The organism is Haladaptatus caseinilyticus (assembly GCF_026248685.1).
In the GTDB taxonomy this organism is placed as follows: Archaea; Halobacteriota; Halobacteria; order Halobacteriales; family Haladaptataceae; genus Haladaptatus; species Haladaptatus caseinilyticus.
The window spans coordinates 430,207-449,267 of record NZ_CP111041.1 but is presented as its reverse complement, the minus strand read 5'-3'; the positions used below and the strand labels follow the sequence as shown (position 1 = coordinate 449,267).

Below are 19,061 nucleotides of genomic sequence, written 5' to 3'. Positions count from 1 at the left end.
AAACTGCTATCTTTGGATGTCTTGCTTTGCGGCGGTCGTCGTTTCGACGGCCTCAGTGATGATGTCGAGCGCCGTTTCGGCCAGATCCTCGGTAAGCACGAGCGGTGGGAGCAGTCGTACGATGTTGCCGTACCGGCCCGCCTTCCACACGAGGACACCGTGCTCGAAACAGTAATCCTGGATCGCGTCGGCCATCTCCCCGTCGGGGTTCCCATCACCATCGACGAACTCCGCCCCGATGAACAGTCCCTTTCCTCGGACCTCCCCTAAATGGGGATTTCCTTCACCGGCTTCTTTCAACCGGGTCCGGATGTATTCGCCTAGGTTACGAGCGTGTGCGAGCAAGTCATGTTCCTGAATGTATTCGATAGCACGTGTTCCAGCACGCATCGCGACGACGTGGCCACGGTAGGTGCCAGCGTGATCACCGGAGCCCCACGTATCGAGGGATTCGTCGTACATCGTCGCCGAGAGTGGGAACCCGACGCCACCGAGGGCTTTCGCGGAAGTCATGATGTCGGGCGTGACGTCGTCCCATTCACTCGCCCACCACTGACCGGATCGACCGAGTCCGCTCTGAATCTCGTCGAAGATGAGGGGCACATCGTTATCTGTAGCGAGATCTCGAACGCCCTGCAAAAACCCTTCCGGCGGCGTAATAACGCCGCCCTCTCCTTGAATCGGTTCGACGATGATGCCCGCAGGATTCGCGAGGCCACCGTACGGGTCTTCGAGCGTTGCCTGTAGTTCTTCGAGTGCGTGATCGACTGCCTCTTGTGGATCCTTTTCCTGTCCAAACGGATACGGGTAAGGCGAGTGAACGACGTCCGGGAGCAGCGGCGTGTAGTCTTCCTTGAACTTCGTGTTTGACGTGACGCTCATTGCACCACTCGTCGCGCCGTGGTACGCGCCACGGAAGGCGATGAGTCCGTCGCCACCCGTGTTGTACTTGCCGAGCTTGATGGACGCTTCAACGGCGTCGCTACCGGTCGGACCGCCGAAGACGACCTTGTTGTTCCCTTGTAGGGAACCTGGGGCAATCTCGTCGAGCTTCTCGATGAGTTCGAGTCTGGCCTCTGTCGGGAAGTCGACGGTATGGACGAGCTTGTCCGCTTGCTCATGCACTGCGTCGAGAACGTACGGGTTCGCGTGCCCGACGTTGAACACGCCGATACCGGCGAACATATCGATGAAGGTGTTGCCGTCTACATCACGAACCGTCGCTCCCTTTCCCTCCTCGAAAGCGATCGGGATATCCTCGGGGTAAGCGACCGCGCTGCTGTCGATACGTTGTTGCTTCTCGATAAGCGCCCGCGATGTCGGTCCGGGAACGGAATCGACTGACGGTGCCTCGTCGAAGTGTAACTCCTCGATCGATGGTCCTACTGCCATATGTGTGCCATTGTGAAACAGTCATATATATCTTGTCCACAGAAATCACCCAGGTCATACACAGTTATTGATACCGCTCTTGACCTGCGAAAACGAATAGGATGACTTACATACACAGATTTCGTGAACAATTAAGTAACACGGGATTCCTTGTCTTGTGTATGTTGCACACAGTGGGGCCACACCTCACGATCGACGTGGGGACACGAACGACGAAGACAGAATCCATCGACGATATCCTCGAATCGTTCATCGGCGGACGAGGCGTCGCGACGAAGCTCGCCCACGAGCGTATTCCGTTCGACGCCGACCCGTTCGATGCGGAAAATCGGCTGTTCTTCGCAACCGGTCCGATGCAGGCATCGACGATGAGTTTCACTGGACGAATGAATGCAACGGCAGTTTCCCCGCTCACTGATGGGCTGGTCTCGTCGAACGCGGGCGGCTTTATGTCACGTAACTTCGCAGATACGGGTCACGCAGCCGTCGAAATCACTGGAAAAAGCGACGAATTAGTGATTGTTCACATCTCCGATAGTGGCGTCGAATTCGAACCGGTGCCAGCGCTCGCCGGTGCGACCGTTCCGGAGACTGTTTCGTACTTGGAAGACGAACATGCGATCGGAGCCGATCAAACCGCCGTCATCGGACCGGCCGGCGAAAATTTGGTCCGTTTTGCTTCCATCATGACATCCGAAGAGCGGGCATTCGGTCGTGGCGGGCTCGGGGCAGTGCTCGGGTCGAAGAACGTGAAAGCGCTCACTTTCGAGGGAGACTCGGCGCTCGACATCGATATACCCGCCTCACAGATGGAAATCCACCGTGAGGCAGCTACGGACGACCATATTATGAAACGACAGGGAACGGTCGCGGTGATGGACCTCGCGAACGAACTGAACGGCCTCCCGTCGTATTATTTCTCCGAACAGGAGTTCGAGGGCGTCGGAGGAATCAACGGCGCCGCCGTCGAAGAAAAGAAGTACAAGAAGGGAACCTGTTCTGCATGTGCGTTCGCCTGTAAACTTCCGACGAAGGACGAAACACGCGGCGTAGAAACGGAAGGTCCCGAGTTCGAGGTTGCGATGGCGTTTGGGTCGAACTCCGGCGTTGACGATATCGTCGATGTGATGAAGTCGAACGAGTTGTGTGACCGATACGGATTGGACGCGATTTCGGCGGGGAACACCGTGGCCGCCTATCTCGCCGCACAGGACGAGTTTGGAAACGTCGACCTCATCCACGAACTGGTCGAGAAGATCGCCCACCGAGAGGGTGTCGGTGACGACCTTGCCGAAGGGATTGCCCGCATTCACGATGATCTCGATGTACCGAACTGGACGGTCAAAGGCATGGACTTTGCAGCCCACGAGGGACGCGTACTCCACGGTCAGGGACTCTCGTATGCCGTCGCGAACCGTGGTGCAGACCACATGTATGCTGTGTTCTACTCACAGGAGTACCCACTTGTCGACGAGGACGACGCGTACGACCCAACCGGGTTCGAGGGAAAACCACAGCGGCTCATCGAGAAGGAAAATCAGATGGCGGTCAACGATAGCGGTGTCGTGTGTAAATTTTCACGGGACTATATGAACCCAGAAAGGTATGAGATGCTGTTCGGCGCTGACTTCGAGGAGCTACTCGCGGTCGGAAACCGAATCGTCACCCTCGAACGACACTTCAACAACCAGCGTGGCTTCGACCGGTCGGATGATACGCTCCCCTACGAGATTCCAGGCTTCGAAGACGCGTTGGAGGAGTACTACGAAATCCGAGATTGGGACGACGGGGTCGTTCCCGATGGGCAGGTCCCTACGGAGTGACTGTCGCCCATACACATGAACCGTACTCACCGTACACAAAAAATTAAAATAGGTCTCCAATAAATACCCCTTTCGGGAACAGGTAGCATGCCACAGTCAGTATTTACCGCCAGCGAATACGAGAGACGAATCGAGCAGACGAAAGAGCGAATGCGTGAACGCGAACTCGACGCGCTCGTGATCGCCGACCCGGCGAACATGAACTATCTATCTGGCTACGACGGCTGGTCGTTCTATGTGCATCAAGCCGTCATCGTCACCCAGGACCGAGACGAGCCGGTCTGGGTTGGCCGCGGCCAAGACGCTAATGGCGCACGCGCGACGACGTGGTTGGAAGAAGAGAGCATTCGATCCTACAGCGACGACCACGTCCAGTCGCCGTACGACTTGCATCCGATGGACTTCTTCGCGCAAGTGTTACGAGACCTCGGTGTCGATGATGCACGCATCGGACTGGAGATGGACGCCTACTACTTCACGGCAAAGTCCTATTTGCGCCTGCAGCAGAACCTCCCCGAGGCGGAATTCGAGGATACGACCCTGCTGGTCAACTGGGTTCGTGTCACGAAATCCGATCAGGAACTCCAGTACATGCGGGAGGCTGCCCGTATCTCGGAGAATGCAATGAGTGCCGGTCTGGACGCGATCGAGGAGGGCGTCCCCGAGTCGGAAGCAGCACGTGCCATCTACAACGCGCTCATCGATGGTACCGAGGAGTACGGTGGTGACTACCCTTCCATCGTTCCACTCATGCCTTCCGGCGATCATACTGGGACCCCTCATCTCACGTGGACCGATCGTCCCTTCGCACAGGGTGACCCGGTTATTATCGAACTCTCCGGATGCCGGCACCGCTACCATTCACCACTCGCCCGAACGACGTACGTGGGCGACCCGCCACAGGAGATGCAGGACCGGATGGAAATCGTCGTCGAAGGCGTGAATGCCGCGCTTGACGTCGCCGAACCGGGTGTGACTTGCGAGCGCGTCGAGAAGGCATGGCGTGAGGTTATTCAGAAATACGGTCTCGAAAAGGAGGAACGCATCGGTTACTCGATGGGGCTTGGCTACCCACCGGATTGGGGCGAGCACACCGCTAGTCTCCGTCCAGGGGACGAGACGGTGCTCGAAAAGAATATGACGTTCCACATGATTCCGGGCCTCTGGTTCGACGACTTCGGCGTCGAACTCAGCGAGACGTTCCGCGTCACCTCGAACGGCGCCGAGGTACTGGCCGACTTCCCGCAGGAACTGTTCTCCACGTAACTCATGTCCCAGCTAACGTCCAAAGACGCCGACGCGACGGAAACTGACGAATCGAGCGAATCAGCGTTGATGACGGCTCGCCGCCAACTGAAGCGTGCTGCAGCGCACATCGATGTCGACGATGGCGTCGTCGAGCGGTTGAAACATCCGACGAAAGTTCAGCGCGTATCCGTCCCACTCAAGCGTGATGACGGCGAATTAGAGGTGTTTACGGGCTTCCGCGCACAACACGACGACGTTCGTGGACCGTATAAAGGTGGGCTTCGGTATCATCCCGAGGTCAACGCCGAGGAGTGTATCGGCCTCTCGATGTGGATGACGTGGAAGTGCGCCGTCATGGACCTTCCATTTGGTGGTGGAAAGGGTGGCATCGCCGTCGATCCGAAACGTCTGAGCAACGAGGAAAAAGAGCGGCTCACACGCCGATTTGCCGAAGAACTTCGGGACGTCGTCGGTCCAAAACAAGACGTGCCAGCCCCGGATATGGGCACTGATGCACAGACCATGGCGTGGTTTATGGATGCCTACTCCATGCAGCGGGGTGAGACGACACCCGGTGTCGTCACCGGAAAACCGCCAGTCATCGGTGGTTCCTATGGGCGCGAAGAGGCGCCAGGACGGAGTGTCGCGATCGTCACACGCGAAGCTATCGATTACTACGACTGGAACCTCGACGAAACCACCGTTGCCGTGCAGGGGTACGGAAGCGTCGGCGCGAACGCTGCTCGAGCACTCGACGAATGGGGGGCAGACGTCCTCGCCGTCTCCGACGTCGACGGTGCGATTTTCGATCCTCGTGGGCTGGACACGAAAGGGGTGATGGCCCACGACGAGCGTCCCGGAATGGTCTCCGGCTACGAAGCGCCCCAGCAGCTTTCCAACGAGGAACTGCTCGAACTCGACGTCGACGTGCTCATTCCTGCCGCCGTCGGTAACGTTCTGACGGCAAACAACGCCGACGACGTCGAGGCTGACCTCATCGTCGAAGGAGCAAACGGTCCAACCACGTTTGCCGCGGACTCCATCTTCGAACGGCGTGATATCCCGGTTATCCCCGATATCCTCGCCAACGCGGGCGGCGTGACGGTGTCGTATTTCGAGTGGCTACAGGACATCAATCGACGACAGTGGACACTCGACCGTGTCAACAACGAACTCGAATCCGAGATGCTAAAGGCGTGGAGTGCCGTTCGCGACGAAGTCGAAACTCGCGGCGTAACGTGGCGTGATGCCGCATACATCGTGGCACTCAATCGCGTTGCGACTGCCAAGGGAACACGCGGACTCTGGCCGTAGCGTGCCAGTTCGGTCCTTCTTCCCGTCGAAATGGAGGATAAGAGGGATATCGGTCAGGTTCGAAGTGCGTCTTCGACCTTTTCGATCGGATGTACCGGTTCCTCGCCATCGTTTCTGTCCTCTAGCTGCGTTCGGCAAGACGCACCAGGAGCGACGACTTGTTCGCCGTCGCTGTCGTCGACCTGTTCGAAGAGGATGTTCGCGATCGCCATACTCATTGAGTAGTGTTCGGACTCGTAACCGAACGAACCAGCCATTCCACAGCAGCCTGAATCGAGCACATCGACTTCGTATCCGGCTTTCCCAAGTACCGAAGCCGCATGATGGTCCTTCTTCGTCGATTTTTGATGGCAATGACCATGATACGTGAGCGATTCGGTGAGGGTCTCGAATTCGAGGTCGAAGTCGAATCGGTCGAGGTATTCGAGTATACCATACGTGTTAGCCGCAACCCGTTCGACGTCACGACCCGACAAGAGGTCGAGATAATCCGACTGAAACATCACGGCGTCGGATGGTTCGACGAGAACGACGTCCCAGCCCTCGATGACTCGTGGTGCGAGGGCGTCGATGTTCGTTGCCGCGCGTTCACGTGATACGTCGAGGAAGCCCTTCGAGTGTGCCGGACGACCGGTCGAGGTTACGTTTTCGGGGATTCGAACGTGAACATCGGCAGCTTCGAGTACTCGAACCGCTGCTTTCCCCGCTTCGGGGTGGTTGTAGTTCGTGTACGTATCGGGGAACAACAGTACCTTTCGCGCTGCATGTGATGGTGAAACTCGTGGACCGCCCCGTGCTTCGAACCACTCCTCGAAACTCTCGCGATGGAACGTTGGAAGTGAGCGTTCTTTGGCGATGCCGACCGTCTCTTCGAGGACGGTTCGAACCCCAGGGATCGTTTCGGCCCAGTTTGAAACCGGGGCAAGCCTCGACCCGATGGAGTTGAGCGTGTCGATATTCGCAAAGAGCCGTTCCCGAACGCCCGCACCGTGTTGCTCATGATTGGCATGTTCGACCTCGGCTTTCAGCTTTGCCATGTCGACTTCGCTCGGACAGTCGCGGGAACAGCCCTTGCAGCCGATACAGAGGTCCATTACCTCGTTCATGAACTCGATATCGAGTACGTCATCATCGAGGTCACCGCTCATCGCTTGTCGCAACATGTTCGCTCGACCACGGGTTGTGACGCTTTCCTCTTCGGCAGCGCGATAGGTCGGGCACATCACCCCACCAGTGGTTTCCTGCTGGCCGCGACAGCCACCACAGCCGTGACAGAGTTCGACCATTCCCTGGAAGCCATTGTCGTTCTCCCAATTCAGCGTCGGATCGAACTCGGCTTCGAAATCGTAGTTACCACCGAACCGAAGCTGCTCGGTCATGTCTATTTCACCACAGACCTGTCCAGGATTGAGGATCCAGTCGGGGTCGAACGCCGACTTCACATCGCGGAATAGCGACCAGACATCATCGCCGTACAGCTTCCGATTCCACTGTGTTCGAGCACGACCATCGCCGTGTTCACCTGAAACGGAACCGTTGTACTCGACGACGAGGTCAGTCACGGCGTCGGAGATCGACTCCATTTGGGCAACACCTGCTGGACTTTTCGTATCGACGAGTGGCCGCATGTGCATACATCCGGGACCGGCGTGGGCGTAGAACGAGGCGAACGTGTCGTGGTCGTCGAGTACCGCTTGGAAATCAGCAACGTATTCAGCGAGGTTTTCCGTCGGGACGGCGGTGTCTTCGATGAACGAGATGTGCTTTGCGTCGGTCGTCCGGGAGAGGAGAATGGGCATTCCGCTCTTCCGAAGTTTCCAGAGCGTCGCTCGTTCCTCCTCATCGTACGCTTCTAGCACGTCAAAGGCGCGGACTGGCTCGTCGTATTGGCGATCTTCTTCTTCATGCTCCGCCTCGTCTAGAGCGACATCCGGGATTCTGTCGGCGACCAGCTCCGCGACTTGCTGTCGTCCGTGTGCCTCGTCCTCCGCGTAGAACTCGACCAGCAGTGCCGTTTCGGTTTCCGCCGGCAGCATCGCTGCGACTGTTTCGAACTCCTCCGTCTCACGAGCGAGATCGAGAAGAACATCGTCGATGGCTTCAACGGCAGCAGGATCATGATTTTGGACGATCGTATCGACGTCGGCCATCGCGTCTATCAGGTCGTGATACGTAAGCAACGCGACCGATTTCGTTTCGGGAACCGATTCGAGCGAGATGGTCGCCGCCGTAACCACGCCGAGCGTTCCCTCACTCCCAGCGAAAACACGAGCGAGGTTGATCGTCTCCGACGCTGCTTCCTGGACGAGCCTGTCGAGGTTGTACCCCGAGACGTTGCGTTTCAGCTGTGGATATACGTCGTGAATCGTTTCGCTCTCCTCGTCTACGACACGGCGGAGCACATCGTAAATGCGGCTCTCGATATTGCCATCGGAAGCGGCACGATTTCGGAGTTCGTCGAGTGTCACTTCCCCGAACGTGGTAACCGTCCCGTCGGCGAGAACGACCTCGACCTCTTCGACGTAGGCGTCCGTCTTACCGTATTGTAGCGAGTGGGCACCCGTGGAGTTATTGCCAATCGCTCCACCCAGCGTACTCCGATCGCCGGCAGCCGGGTCCGGGGCGAATTTGAGGTCGTGAGGTGCGAGTGCTGCGTTGAGGTCCGCAAGTACAGCACCGGCCTGTACATCGGCTACGCGAGCACCAGGGTCGACCTCGACGAGATCGTTCATGTAGACGCTCAAATCGAGCACGACGGCTTCGTTCGTTGCCTGGCCAGCCAAACTGGTGCCGCCCCCCCGCGGAAGAACGGGAATCTCGTGGTCGAAACAGTAGTCGACGATGGCGGCGACGTCGTCCGTCGAGCGTGGAAAGACGACGCCGACGGGTGTGACCTCGTAGGCGGAAGCGTCGGTCGCATAGAGCTGCCGGGAGTACTCGTCGAACCTGACGTCGCCGTCGATGAGCGATTCGAGGTCATCGACGAGTTCCTGTCGATGGTGAGACCCACCGGTGTAATCGTACGTCGCCCGGTCGTCGCTGGCCGGATCTATCGATCCTGATTCGTCGAGTGGTTTGGAGTCCTGCGTCGCCATTGCTGGTTACCGTGTCTCCGGTGCACGTACCTGATTCACTAAGGTATCACCGGCATCGAGTCGAGCAACGTTTTCGGCGACGATGTCGGCGAGGCGGTCCCAATGCTTCGGAGTGTGGCCACCGGTATGCGGGGTGATGAGGCAGTTTTCGAGCCCCCACAGCGGATGGTCGTCAGGCAACGGTTCTGGATCGGTTACGTCGAGCGCGGCCCCACGAATCTTGTTCGATCGAAGCGCCGAAACCAATGCGTTGGTATCGACGATGCCACCACGTGCAGTATTGACGAGGACGCAGTTGGTCGGCATCGTGGCAAACTCTTTGCTCCCGATGAGGTTGCGTGTGAGGTCGTTGAGGGGGCAAGCGATGACGACATAGTCGCTTCGGGAAAGCGCTCGATGGATGTCGTCCTCCTCGAACCCGAGGACTTCGTCGGTTGGGCCGCCCTTCGAAGGTGTGTAGCGAATACCTATCGTCTCGACCTCGAATCCCTGTAGGCGCTGAACAATTGCCTGACCGATCGAACCGAGTCCGATCACCGTCACCGTGCTATCGGTAAGTTCACCCGATTGGAAGTGTCGCCACTGGCTCTGTTGTTTGCGCCGCCACCCCTCGTGTAGTCGGCGAGTGAATACGAGTATGTTTCCGATCGCCTGCTCGGCGATACCTGGGGCGTGAATCCCTCCAGCGTTCGTGACAGCGACGCCGCTTGCCTCGATTTCGTCCATTGGAACGTGGTCAGTTCCGGCGAATGTGCAGGCGAACAGTTCGAGATCGGTGGCACGTTCGAGGAGTGCTTTGTCGAGGGAGATTCCCGTGACGATGCGGGCGTCTTCGACGAGTTCCCTTTCTTGTTTCGGCGTGCGTGCGAGTGCGACTGACTGTTCGGGAAGTCGATCGCGAAGCGCTTCGGCGTACGATTCCATCGATAATCCTTCCGTCCCCTCTCGGAGGACGACGATGTCGGCGTTTTCACTCATAGCTAGTTCATAGGTGCGTCAATGATGACGCGTGTCGGTAGTGTGGTAATTGTCACTCCCCCACTTAGTCTTTTTGTGTATTCGATATCAACGAATGTTGTGTACTGTTAAGTGTGTGGAGTGTGAATATGACTCATATGTCCTCCCCGATTACGAACCGATTGGAATCGGTACGACGCGATCTGCATCGGCATCCTGAACCGGCATGGCGGGAATTCTACACGACGTCTCGACTCGTCGAAGAGTTACGCGAAATCGGCGTGGATGAACTCGCCGTCGGCCCCGACGCCTATGATCCGGCCGATAGGATGGCTGTTCCCGAAGAGAACAGCCTCGATCAGTGGTTAGAGCGAGCACGCGAACGAGGAGCTGACGACGATCTGCTGGAGAAAATGGCTGGTGGCAACACGGGCGTCGTTGCCGTCCTCGACGAAGGTGCGGGACCATCGGTCGGACTCCGTGTTGATATTGATGCACTGTTTATCGAAGAGTCCACTGACGAGACACATCTGCCCGAAGCTGAGGGTTTCCGCTCGGCGAACGACGAGTCGATGCACGCCTGTGGCCACGATGCCCACATGACGTGGGGTCTCGCTGTACTAGAAACCATCAAGGACCGCGAATTCGAGGGAACGCTCACGGTGTTCTTCCAACCTGCGGAGGAGGTCTCTGGTGGCGGCCATCCGATGGCGAAGAGCGAATACTGTGCCGACCTCGATCACCTATTTGCGGTCCATGTCGGGCTAGACCACCCAACTGGCGAGGTCGTCGCAGGCATCGAACGCCCGCTTGCCATGTGTCACGTCGAATCGACATTTGAGGGAACGTCAGCACATGCGGGTAAAAATCCCAACGAGGGAGATAACGCGATGCAAGCGCTCGGAACCGCCATTCAGAACACGTACGCGATCCCGCGTCATAGCGATGGAATGACACGGGTCAACATCGGCAGAGCAGAGGGTGGAACTGCAAGCAACGTCATCGCGGACGAGGTCACAGTGCTCGGGGAAGCGCGAGGTGAAACGACAGCACTCATGGAGTACATGAAAGAGGAGCTGGTCCAAACGCTTCGCACCTCCGCAGCCATGCACGGCTGTGATTCCGAGGTCGAAATCGTCAGCGAATCGCCTCGTGCTGACAGCGACCCGGAACTCATCAACGTCGTCGCCGATGTCGCTCGAAACGTCGATGGCGTCGAGAAAGTCCGTCCGACGGCTGACTTCGGTGCGAGTGAGGATGCCACGTTCCTGATGAAGCGGGTTCAAGAGGACGGTGGCTCCGCGACGTATCTCATTATCGGAACGGACCATCCGACCAGCCACCACACTCCGACGTTCGACGTTGACGAGCGGAGTCTCCCTATCGGCGTCGAAGTGCTAACGGAATCCGTGCTGTCCGTGAGTGAGAATGTATGAGCGATCGGAAGGCACTCGATATCGTCACCGCTGATGCGGTCGCAGCAGCCCACGACAGAATCGAGGCCATCGTTCATCGAACGCCGGTAGACAGCTCGACGACCTTTGCCGATATGAGCGGCGCATCCTCGGTCGGGCTCAAACTCGAAAACATGCAACGGACGGGGTCGTTCAAGATCCGTGGGGCGTACAATACGATGGCCCAGCTCTCGGAGCAAACGAAAGACCGTGGCGTCATCGCTTCCAGTGCTGGAAATCACGCACAGGGTGTCGCACTCGCGGGAGATATCCTGGGTATCGATACGACGATCGTCGTTCCGGAAGTGACGCCAGCAGCAAAGATCGAAGCGACGCGCGGATATGGTGCGGAGGTCATCGTCGAAGGGAAGATCTACGAACACTCCTACGAATACGCGTTGGAACTCGCCGAAGAAATGGAGTTGGAGTTCATCCATCCATTCAACGACGAAGGCGTTATCGCCGGACAGGGAACCGTCGGTAAGGAACTGATAGAACAGTATCCGACCCTCGATACTGTCGTCGTCTCTATCGGCGGTGGTGGTCTCATCTCTGGAATCGCGACCGTTCTCAAGCAGCACGACCCATCGATCCGTGTCATCGGTGTGCAACCAGCAGGTGCGTATCATGCAAAGCCGTCGCTTAAACGGGACGAGATCCGCGAGCTATCCGAAATCGACACCGTTGCCGAGGGGATCGCAGATACCCGTCTCCTCGAAAAAACGTTTACCGTCATTCGTGAGTACGTCGACGACGTCGTCTCAGTAAGCGACCTGGAGATGTCCGTCGCACTGACGTTACTCGCAGAACGGGCAAAAACGGTCGTCGAGACTGCCGGTGCAGCACCCGTCGCTGCGCTCCTCTCGGATGCGGTCGATGTCAGGGGAGAACACGTTGCTGCCGTCGTTTCCGGTGGAAATGTGAACCTCACCGAACACGGCGAACTCACCAGAACCGGGCTGATGCATCTCGGTCGGTACGCCGAGGTCGAAATCGCCGTCGATAACTGGCCGACCGGGGTGAGTGCAGTAACAACCACGACGGAGTCACAAGGTGCGGAACTGGATGTGCTCGAACGAACGCGACGGACCGCTCAGGACGACCCGAATCGGACGCCGATCAGAGTCGGTATCGAAGGGAGCGGTACGGAACATCTCCAATCGGTCATCGATGCGCTCGATTCACTCGACGAACTATCCGTCACTTCACATACGCTCGCCTGAGTCGATATCCGTTCGTCCTAGTATCGGTATGATCCGGTGCAACGATGCTGGTGTTTCGAGTCAGCGGGAAAACACGCAAACGAAAAGTGGGGATTATCGTGCCGCGTCGATAGCCTCGGTGAAGATGCCGACGCCGAGTTCGATTTCACGTTCGGTGGAGTCCAACGGTGGGAGTAGTCGAATCGTCTTCGACCCACACCCAAGCGTGAGGAGCCCTCGTTTGAGTGCCTCTTGAACGACGGTATCCCGGCGTTCCGTCGTGTCGAATTCGATGGCGAGCATGAGCCCTTTCCCACGAACGTCCTCGATATAATCGGGTGCATCGGCACGAAGGAGCTCTTTCGCCTGTTCGCCTCGGGTAGTCGCGTTCGTGAGAAGATCGTGTTCTTCGATCGCTTCTAGCGTGAACACACCCTGCATCGACGAGAGGATATCGCCGCCGCCGAACGTCGATCCGAGGCGGTTCTTTTCGCTCGGGAAGATATCCGAACGTGAGATGGTCGCACCGACACGGAGTGCCTTTGCACTGGCGATGATGTCCGGTTCGATCGGGTAGTGGTCCGAAGCCCAGATTTCACCGGTCCGGCCGACACCAGACTGTATCTCGTCGACGACGAGCGGGATGTCGTACTTCTCTTTGACGTCCTGAACTTCCTGCATGAACTCGGTACTGGGGAACCGATACCCACCGACTCCTTGAATCGGCTCTAGAATGATAAACGCAACCTCTTCCGGGTTGATATGGCCGCGCTTCGGATGCAGCATGGTTCGGAGTTGAGAACCCTCTCCGACGAAGAACCCACAGTCGCAGGTCTCGGGACTCCCGTCCTGATTGTCACAGAACGGGACCATCCGCATTCCGGAGAGTTCCGGATAATGTCGGGTATACACCTCCTTTGAGCGGGTTACCGAGAGCGTTCCGAACGTCCGACCGTGGAAGCTATCCTGGAAAGCAATTCCATACTTCGCTTCCGGCGTATTATCGTAGGAAATCTTCATACTGTTCTCAACGGCCTCTGCCCCGGAGTTCGACAGGAACACCGTGTCCATCCCGTACTGACTTGAGACGTCACAGAGTTTTTCCATAAGGTGACTCGAACCAGGTATGTCGGAGGATGCGGGTGTCTCACCCGCTCCGAAGTACATGTCCTGCCCCGCAATCTTCATCGGTTCCACGAGGTCGAACTCGCGGAGTTTGTCGAGGACCTTCCCGTTGTTGTAGCCGAGTGGGGCGGCACCAATATGACAGGTGAAGTCGAGCAGGACGTTCCCATCGACATCGGTCACAAACGGTCCGTCCGCTTCTCGGGTGATGTCCCAGACGAATTCGTGTGAGTATTCGCTCGGTGCAGCGTGTTTGGTATGAAAATCGATCCACTCTTTCGCGTTCGGACCAGGAAGACCCTCGGCTGTTGGCTCCGCGGTATGCCTATCCATACACAACAAGTGTGAATACCATACATTAAATCTGATGGTGAGCGCTGAAGCCGTATGGAAAGACGATCGACCTACCGTTGAGGGGTAATAGATCTGAAATGGGATGCGCTAGAATGGCCCGAGGTTTATCGCGACCCCGATGGCTACGGCAGACATCCCGATAAGCGTCTGGAGAACGAGTAGCTTCCAGGTGAATCTGAGCCATCTCCCGTACGGAATATCCGCGATGGTGATCATGGCCATCGTTGGTCCCAACGTAGGGATGAACATATTGGAAAAGCCATCCCCGTACTGGAACGCCAACACGACGACCTGTACCGGAATCCCCACAATTTCGCCGATTGGTGCAAGGATAGGGGTGATCACTGCTGCCTGACCGCTTCCGGAGGGGATGAAGAAATTCACGATCGACATCATCGGAACCATCAATGCAGCCGATACCACGGGAGACATGTCCTTGAGCGGTTGAACGAGCGTCCAAATCAAGGTATCAAGGACGGCTCCATCTTTGAGGACGACGATGATACCTCGTGCAAATCCGATGATGAGGGCTGCATAGAGGAGGTCTTTTGCGCCGCCGATAAAATTAGAGACGATTTGATCCGTGTTCATTCCGTAGAGCAACCCAATGACGGCACCGGTTACCAAAAACAGGGTTGCGATTTCATTGATGTACCACCCATACTGGGTTACGCCAACGATAAGCAAGAGGATGGTGAATGTGAAAACACCCAGTATCACCGCCTGTATACGTTCGAACGCTATCTCCGTTGGATCTGAATCAAGTTCGAAGCTACTGTAATCGATATCACTTACGTAACTCTTCGATGGATCCACCTTTACTTTCGAAGCATATCGATAAATGTAGAGTATCGTCACAGTCATTGAGATGACCCAGAATATCGAACGATACCAGAGACCGGAGTATAGTGGGAGACCAGCAATGCCCTGTGCTACGCCGACTGTAAATGGATTTAGCGGTGCTGCAGCAAATCCTGCAGCTAGTCCTAACAGGACCATCGAACAGCCCACAACAGCATCATACCCCAAACTAAGCGCGAGCAGAATCGCCAACGGGACAAACGGTATCGTACTTTCGTATAGACCGGCGACCCCGCCCAAAAGACCGAAGAACAGCGGGACGAACACGACTACTAAGTATTCTCTATCACTCGTTTCTACCCTCGTTACTATTTCAGATAATGCCGCGGTGATCGAACCGGTCGCGGTTATTACTCCGAAGGCACCACCGATGATAAGTACGAAAAATACGATCGAAGCAGCATCGATTAACCCCAACTGGATCGATTGTAGGGCACCTACCAACGAAACCGGTGGCTCCTGGATGTAGTGGAAACTACCAGGAACGATCACTTCCCTGGTTCCCACCATCCTCCGCTTATATTCTCCAGCAGGAATCAGATGAGTTGAAATCGCAGCTATGCCGATGATGATCGAGATCAGTACGTACGGATCCGGTATCTTCTCAGCTATGGTTGCTGCAGTCGCGCCCGTCTGTGCGTCCGATTCCGGTTTAGCCGTTGTCGATTGTGTATCTTCTTCCATTGTTACTATTTTTTTGTTTATGATATTCTGCCAACATCCACCATCGTGTGAGTAGCTAACCAACAAAAGTCTATTGCTCTAACAGGAATGGTAATATCATTGAATTCAATTCTCGGAAGTTATCTTAAGAAAATCAAGTGGATGGTTGAGAAAAAACTGTTTTCTAAATGCCACTTCCCGATCACTTTATCAGAGATGTAAAAGTCATAATCCTCTTGGAACCCACAGTCTGCGATCGACCACCCATTGCGTCAGTCTGGAATACATGCGGCGATGAAGTATGAACTAGGATCACAACCTCAGAACAGTGTTAATGGTTATCATGACTGATCACTGAAGTCAAACTTGGTTGGTTTCAAATGGTCTTCTGGAGTAATTAACCAACAAAATTATACCTTTGCATCTCCCATTGTAGTTTAACCAGGAACGATATCGATGCCGGAACCAACCAAACCCACTCCCTCCGATTTGTTGCCGAAGTACATGGTCGAAGGACTCCAAAAACAGGACAGTGAGACGCTGCGAGCCGTTGCCCACTATGCTCAGGAGCTCCGGATTTACCATGCCGCACGGACGAAATCCGATCGAACGACTTCTACAGACACCCATCAGACTGAAAAAGCGACAGCCGATGAACTCGTCGCCGAAGCACGCGAAAAGAATATTCCGGAAGACGTGGCAGATTGGGATACGATCGTCGAAAAAGGCGTTCCAGCTAACGCATCGATCGTAACGAAGACCATCAACGACAACCAGTATTACTATTTTCAATGGCGGGACGGGGATCATATCAAATCCGCATATGTCGGCCCTGCGAATCCATAATAACGATCCCAAATTACAATGTATTTTGGAAAACTATTTGATAGAAAATCGACTGTTAACAAACGACCAGTGGTCAAAATTGTAGGTTAACAGGTCTCGGGAAGGGCATTTTTCTTACTAAAAATGATTGTCATCAGGTCCTCCAAGTTTCGACGAAACTCTCCTGCTTAGGATAGTCCCAAAACCCGGTGGTCCGGAGATTTACCTTCTACAAGTATGACGACGACCGGTACAGTAGTCGGACAAGCTCGATTGCTCGTTTGTGAGCTTTCCACAGTCCTACTTTGACACTTTATCGAGTTACCGCCGACGAGACGACCAGTTGGTACGGGGTAGCTGGCCGACAAACCAGTATGGAGTTCCCTTAATCATTCTTGGACTTCGAAGACACCCGTCTCCCTAATATCATCTGAAGAACGTCCTACCAGTACCTCGAACTCGCCCGGCTCGACGGCGATTTCTTCGTCCGTCGTCCAAAACGCAAGTGAGTCTGGCTCGATGAAGAGCGTCACCTTCCGTCGTTCTCCGGGCTCGAGACGAACTTTCTCGAACGCACTCAACTCTTTTTCCGGTCGTGATCGGTTCGCGACGACGTCGTGCGTGTACAGTTGTATTACTTCCTCTCCGGGCCGCGTGCCCGTATTTTCGACTATCACGGATGCTGTTACAGTCTCCCCTGGACTGATCTGATTGGGATTCAACTCCAAGTCGGAGTACTCGAACTGCGTGTAGCTGAGCCCGTGGCCGAAGGCGTACAACGGATCGTTGGGGGTGTCGAGGTAGGAAGTCCCCCACCCCGGTTCTGCCCGCTCCAGTGGTCGCCCCGTTGGCAACTGATTGTATTGAATCGGGACCTGACCTACCGCCCGGGGAAAACTTATCGGGAGGTTTCCGGATGGGTTGTATTCGCCGAACAACACATCCGCGATCGCGTTCCCTGCTTGCGTTCCTAAAAACCACGTTTCGAGAATCGCGGGGATATTTTCGTCCATCCACGGTATCGCAAGTGGACGGCCGTTCGTGAGGATCGCGACGACGGGAGTCTCTGTCGCAACGAGTTCCTCGAGGAGGTCACGCTGATCCCCGGGAAGAGTGATGTCGGAACGGGCGGACGCCTCGCCGGAAAGCTCCCACGTCTCGCCAACGGCGACGATGGCCACATCAGCGTCCGTTACAGTCTCGATCGCTTCGTCTCGTAATTCGTCGGTGACAGTTCCCGGTCGCTCGTATCCCTGTGCAAACCTGACGGTCGTACTGGAATCGGCTGCCGATTCGATCCCGTCTCGAACGGTAATCGCGTCTTGGGGTCGGCCACGTGCGCGCCAGTCACCGATTGCATCGTTACCGTCGTCGGCGAGGTCACCCACTACTGCGATTTCGCCACGATTCGAGAGCGGTAATATATCTTTCTCGTTTTTCAACAGAACGATCGACTTGCGTGCGGCGTCACGAGCGGTCTCGTGGTGCGCCGCCGCCTGGATAACGGCCGACCGGCGTTCCTCGTCGAAGTAACGATATGGATCGTCGAAAAGCCCGAGAAGGAACTTGGTTCGAAGGACTCGCCGAACTGCTTCGTCGACGAGTGTTTCATTGACATCACCGGCACGTACGAGATCCGCGAGCGCCGTGGCGAAGATATGCCCGACCATATCCATGTCTGAACCGGCTTCGATAGCAAGCTTCGCTGCGTCGTGCTCATCGCCGGCGACACCGTGGTAGATGAACTCTCGGAAGGAGTTCCAGTCGGAAACGACGAACCCCTCGAACCCCCATTCGTCCTTGAGGATATCCCTGAGGAGGTGCGTGCTTGCGCCTGCAGGAACCCCGTCGTACGTGGTGAAGGCGTTCATCAGTGTCCCGACGCCTGCGTCGACCGCTGCCTTGAAGGGTGGAAGATGAAAATCTCGGAGCGTCGACTCGCTGATGTCAACCGTGTTGTACTCCCTGCCCGCTTTGACGTCCCCATATGCCGCATAATGCTTCGCACAGGAGAGAACCGTGTCTTTCGCACGTAAATCATCACCCTGGAACCCGCACACCCGAGCGGTTGCAAATTCGCTCGCGAGATAGGGGTCTTCACCGCTGGTCTCCATTGCTCGTCCCCACCGTGCATCACGTGTCACGTCTACCGGTGGGCCGAACGTCCAATGGATACCTGCTGCGGCAGTTTCGCTCGCAGCAACGCGCGCTGCTGCCTCGGCTACGTCTGGGTCCCAGCTTGCCGTTTCCCCGAGCGGGATCGGGAAAATCGTTCGATACCCATGGATGACGTCAAAGCCGAATAGAAGCGGGATCCCGAGCCGTGACTCCTCGACCGCCAACTCTTGGTATCGCTTCCGAGTTTCGAACCCATCGACGTTCAATACAGACCCGACGTGGCCCGCACGGATCTCTGCTTCGAGATCCATATCCTCGACTGCCGGTCCGGTTTGGTCGGTTCCGTTGAGTTGGTTCAGCTGCCCCACCTTCTCTTCCAATGTCATTTCCTCCAACAGTGAATCTACCTCGTCCTCGATGAACGAGCGTTGCTCGGTAGAGGCGAACATCTGTAATAAACTCATTTTCAAAGTATCTCCAATCAAAAACAGCTGAGGAACTCTACTACTTAGTCGTTTCTGTCTTCCGAAATCCGTCCCTCAAGAAGAGTGATCGCACGGGTTTGTCCGTGGCTTTCGGCAGTGGAGAACCACCCTCACCCACATCCGTGAACTCATTCGGACCCTCTGT

General features: G+C 56.2%; 12 protein-coding genes. 6 read left to right on the top strand and 6 right to left on the bottom strand.

The features are described 5' to 3' along the window. Positions 1-6 precede the first annotated feature (6 nt). Complete coding sequence (locus OOF89_RS22095) at positions 7-1,392, bottom strand: aspartate aminotransferase family protein (protein ID WP_266082104.1); 1,386 nt, start codon at positions 1,390-1,392, stop codon at positions 7-9. 161 nt (positions 1,393-1,553) lie between these two features. Here OOF89_RS22095 and OOF89_RS22090 point away from each other — a divergent pair, with 161 nt between their 5' ends. The 3 genes from OOF89_RS22090 (at position 1,554) to gdhB (ending at position 5,777) form a co-directional block, all read left to right on the top strand. Beyond that, positions 1,554-3,215 (top strand): aldehyde ferredoxin oxidoreductase family protein, encoded by a 1,662-nt coding sequence (locus OOF89_RS22090; protein WP_266082102.1) that lies wholly within the window; start codon positions 1,554-1,556, stop codon positions 3,213-3,215. A gap of 87 nt (positions 3,216-3,302) precedes the next feature. Next, a complete protein-coding gene (locus OOF89_RS22085) occupies positions 3,303-4,481 on the top strand; it encodes a M24 family metallopeptidase (protein WP_266082100.1) in 1,179 nt (392 codons plus the stop codon). A gap of 3 nt (positions 4,482-4,484) precedes the next feature. Next, positions 4,485-5,777: a glutamate dehydrogenase GdhB gene (gene gdhB, locus OOF89_RS22080; RefSeq protein WP_303657573.1), complete on the top strand. Its 1,293-nt coding sequence runs from the start codon at positions 4,485-4,487 to the stop codon at positions 5,775-5,777. Positions 5,778-5,830: 53 nt separating this feature from the next. Here the strand turns inward: gdhB and OOF89_RS22075 are convergent, their stop codons facing one another. Next, positions 5,831-8,872 (bottom strand): FAD-binding and (Fe-S)-binding domain-containing protein, encoded by a 3,042-nt coding sequence (locus tag OOF89_RS22075; RefSeq protein ID WP_266082098.1) that lies wholly within the window; start codon positions 8,870-8,872, stop codon positions 5,831-5,833. Between the two features lie 6 nt (positions 8,873-8,878). Beyond that, complete coding sequence (locus tag OOF89_RS22070; RefSeq protein ID WP_266082096.1) at positions 8,879-9,850, bottom strand: D-2-hydroxyacid dehydrogenase; 972 nt, start codon at positions 9,848-9,850, stop codon at positions 8,879-8,881. Positions 9,851-9,987: 137 nt separating this feature from the next. On the opposite strand from OOF89_RS22070, the gene OOF89_RS22065 reads away from it, so the two are divergent. Continuing rightward, entirely contained in the window at positions 9,988-11,265 is a 1,278-nt protein-coding gene (locus tag OOF89_RS22065; protein ID WP_266082094.1) for an amidohydrolase, read from the top strand. Then, positions 11,262-12,506 carry a threonine ammonia-lyase gene (ilvA, locus tag OOF89_RS22060; protein ID WP_266082092.1) on the top strand — a complete coding sequence of 415 codons (1,245 nt, stop codon included), beginning with the start codon at positions 11,262-11,264 and terminating at the stop codon, positions 12,504-12,506. Before OOF89_RS22065 ends, ilvA begins: the two co-directional genes overlap by 4 nt. A 93-nt stretch (positions 12,507-12,599) precedes the next feature. Here the strand turns inward: ilvA and OOF89_RS22055 are convergent, their stop codons facing one another. Further along, positions 12,600-13,943 carry an aminotransferase class III-fold pyridoxal phosphate-dependent enzyme gene (locus OOF89_RS22055; RefSeq protein WP_266082091.1) on the bottom strand — a complete coding sequence of 448 codons (1,344 nt, stop codon included), beginning with the start codon at positions 13,941-13,943 and terminating at the stop codon, positions 12,600-12,602. Positions 13,944-14,051: 108 nt separating this feature from the next. Continuing rightward, on the bottom strand, positions 14,052-15,509 hold the full coding sequence (locus OOF89_RS22050) for a YfcC family protein (RefSeq protein ID WP_266082089.1): 1,458 nt from the start codon (positions 15,507-15,509) through the stop codon (positions 14,052-14,054). Between the two features lie 435 nt (positions 15,510-15,944). Here OOF89_RS22050 and OOF89_RS22045 point away from each other — a divergent pair, with 435 nt between their 5' ends. Beyond that, positions 15,945-16,334 carry a hypothetical protein gene (locus OOF89_RS22045; protein ID WP_266082087.1) on the top strand — a complete coding sequence of 130 codons (390 nt, stop codon included), beginning with the start codon at positions 15,945-15,947 and terminating at the stop codon, positions 16,332-16,334. Positions 16,335-16,702: 368 nt separating this feature from the next. Here OOF89_RS22045 and bglX read toward each other — a convergent pair whose 3' ends face one another. After that, a complete protein-coding gene (gene bglX, locus OOF89_RS22040; protein WP_266082085.1) occupies positions 16,703-18,895 on the bottom strand; it encodes a beta-glucosidase BglX in 2,193 nt (730 codons plus the stop codon). Between the last annotated feature and the right edge of the window lie 166 nt (positions 18,896-19,061).

Bases quoted from the DNA above. Each gene is read 5' to 3' on its own strand.
- OOF89_RS22045 (WP_266082087.1), top strand. From the start codon at position 15,945: ATGCCGGAACCAACCAAACCCACTCCCTCCGATTTGTTGCCGAAGTAC.
- OOF89_RS22055 (WP_266082091.1), bottom strand. From the start codon at position 13,943: ATGGATAGGCATACCGCGGAGCCAACAGCCGAGGGTCTTCCTGGTCCG.
- OOF89_RS22070 (WP_266082096.1), bottom strand. From the start codon at position 9,850: ATGAGTGAAAACGCCGACATCGTCGTCCTCCGAGAGGGGACGGAAGGA.
- OOF89_RS22095 (WP_266082104.1), bottom strand. From the start codon at position 1,392: ATGGCAGTAGGACCATCGATCGAGGAGTTACACTTCGACGAGGCACCG.
- ilvA (WP_266082092.1), top strand. From the start codon at position 11,262: ATGAGCGATCGGAAGGCACTCGATATCGTCACCGCTGATGCGGTCGCA.
- OOF89_RS22050 (WP_266082089.1), bottom strand. From the start codon at position 15,509: ATGGAAGAAGATACACAATCGACAACGGCTAAACCGGAATCGGACGCA.
- OOF89_RS22075 (WP_266082098.1), bottom strand. From the start codon at position 8,872: ATGGCGACGCAGGACTCCAAACCACTCGACGAATCAGGATCGATAGAT.
- OOF89_RS22085 (WP_266082100.1), top strand. From the start codon at position 3,303: ATGCCACAGTCAGTATTTACCGCCAGCGAATACGAGAGACGAATCGAG.
- OOF89_RS22065 (WP_266082094.1), top strand. From the start codon at position 9,988: ATGTCCTCCCCGATTACGAACCGATTGGAATCGGTACGACGCGATCTG.
- gdhB (WP_303657573.1), top strand. From the start codon at position 4,485: ATGTCCCAGCTAACGTCCAAAGACGCCGACGCGACGGAAACTGACGAA.
- bglX (WP_266082085.1), bottom strand. From the start codon at position 18,895: ATGAGTTTATTACAGATGTTCGCCTCTACCGAGCAACGCTCGTTCATC.
- OOF89_RS22090 (WP_266082102.1), top strand. From the start codon at position 1,554: ATGTTGCACACAGTGGGGCCACACCTCACGATCGACGTGGGGACACGA.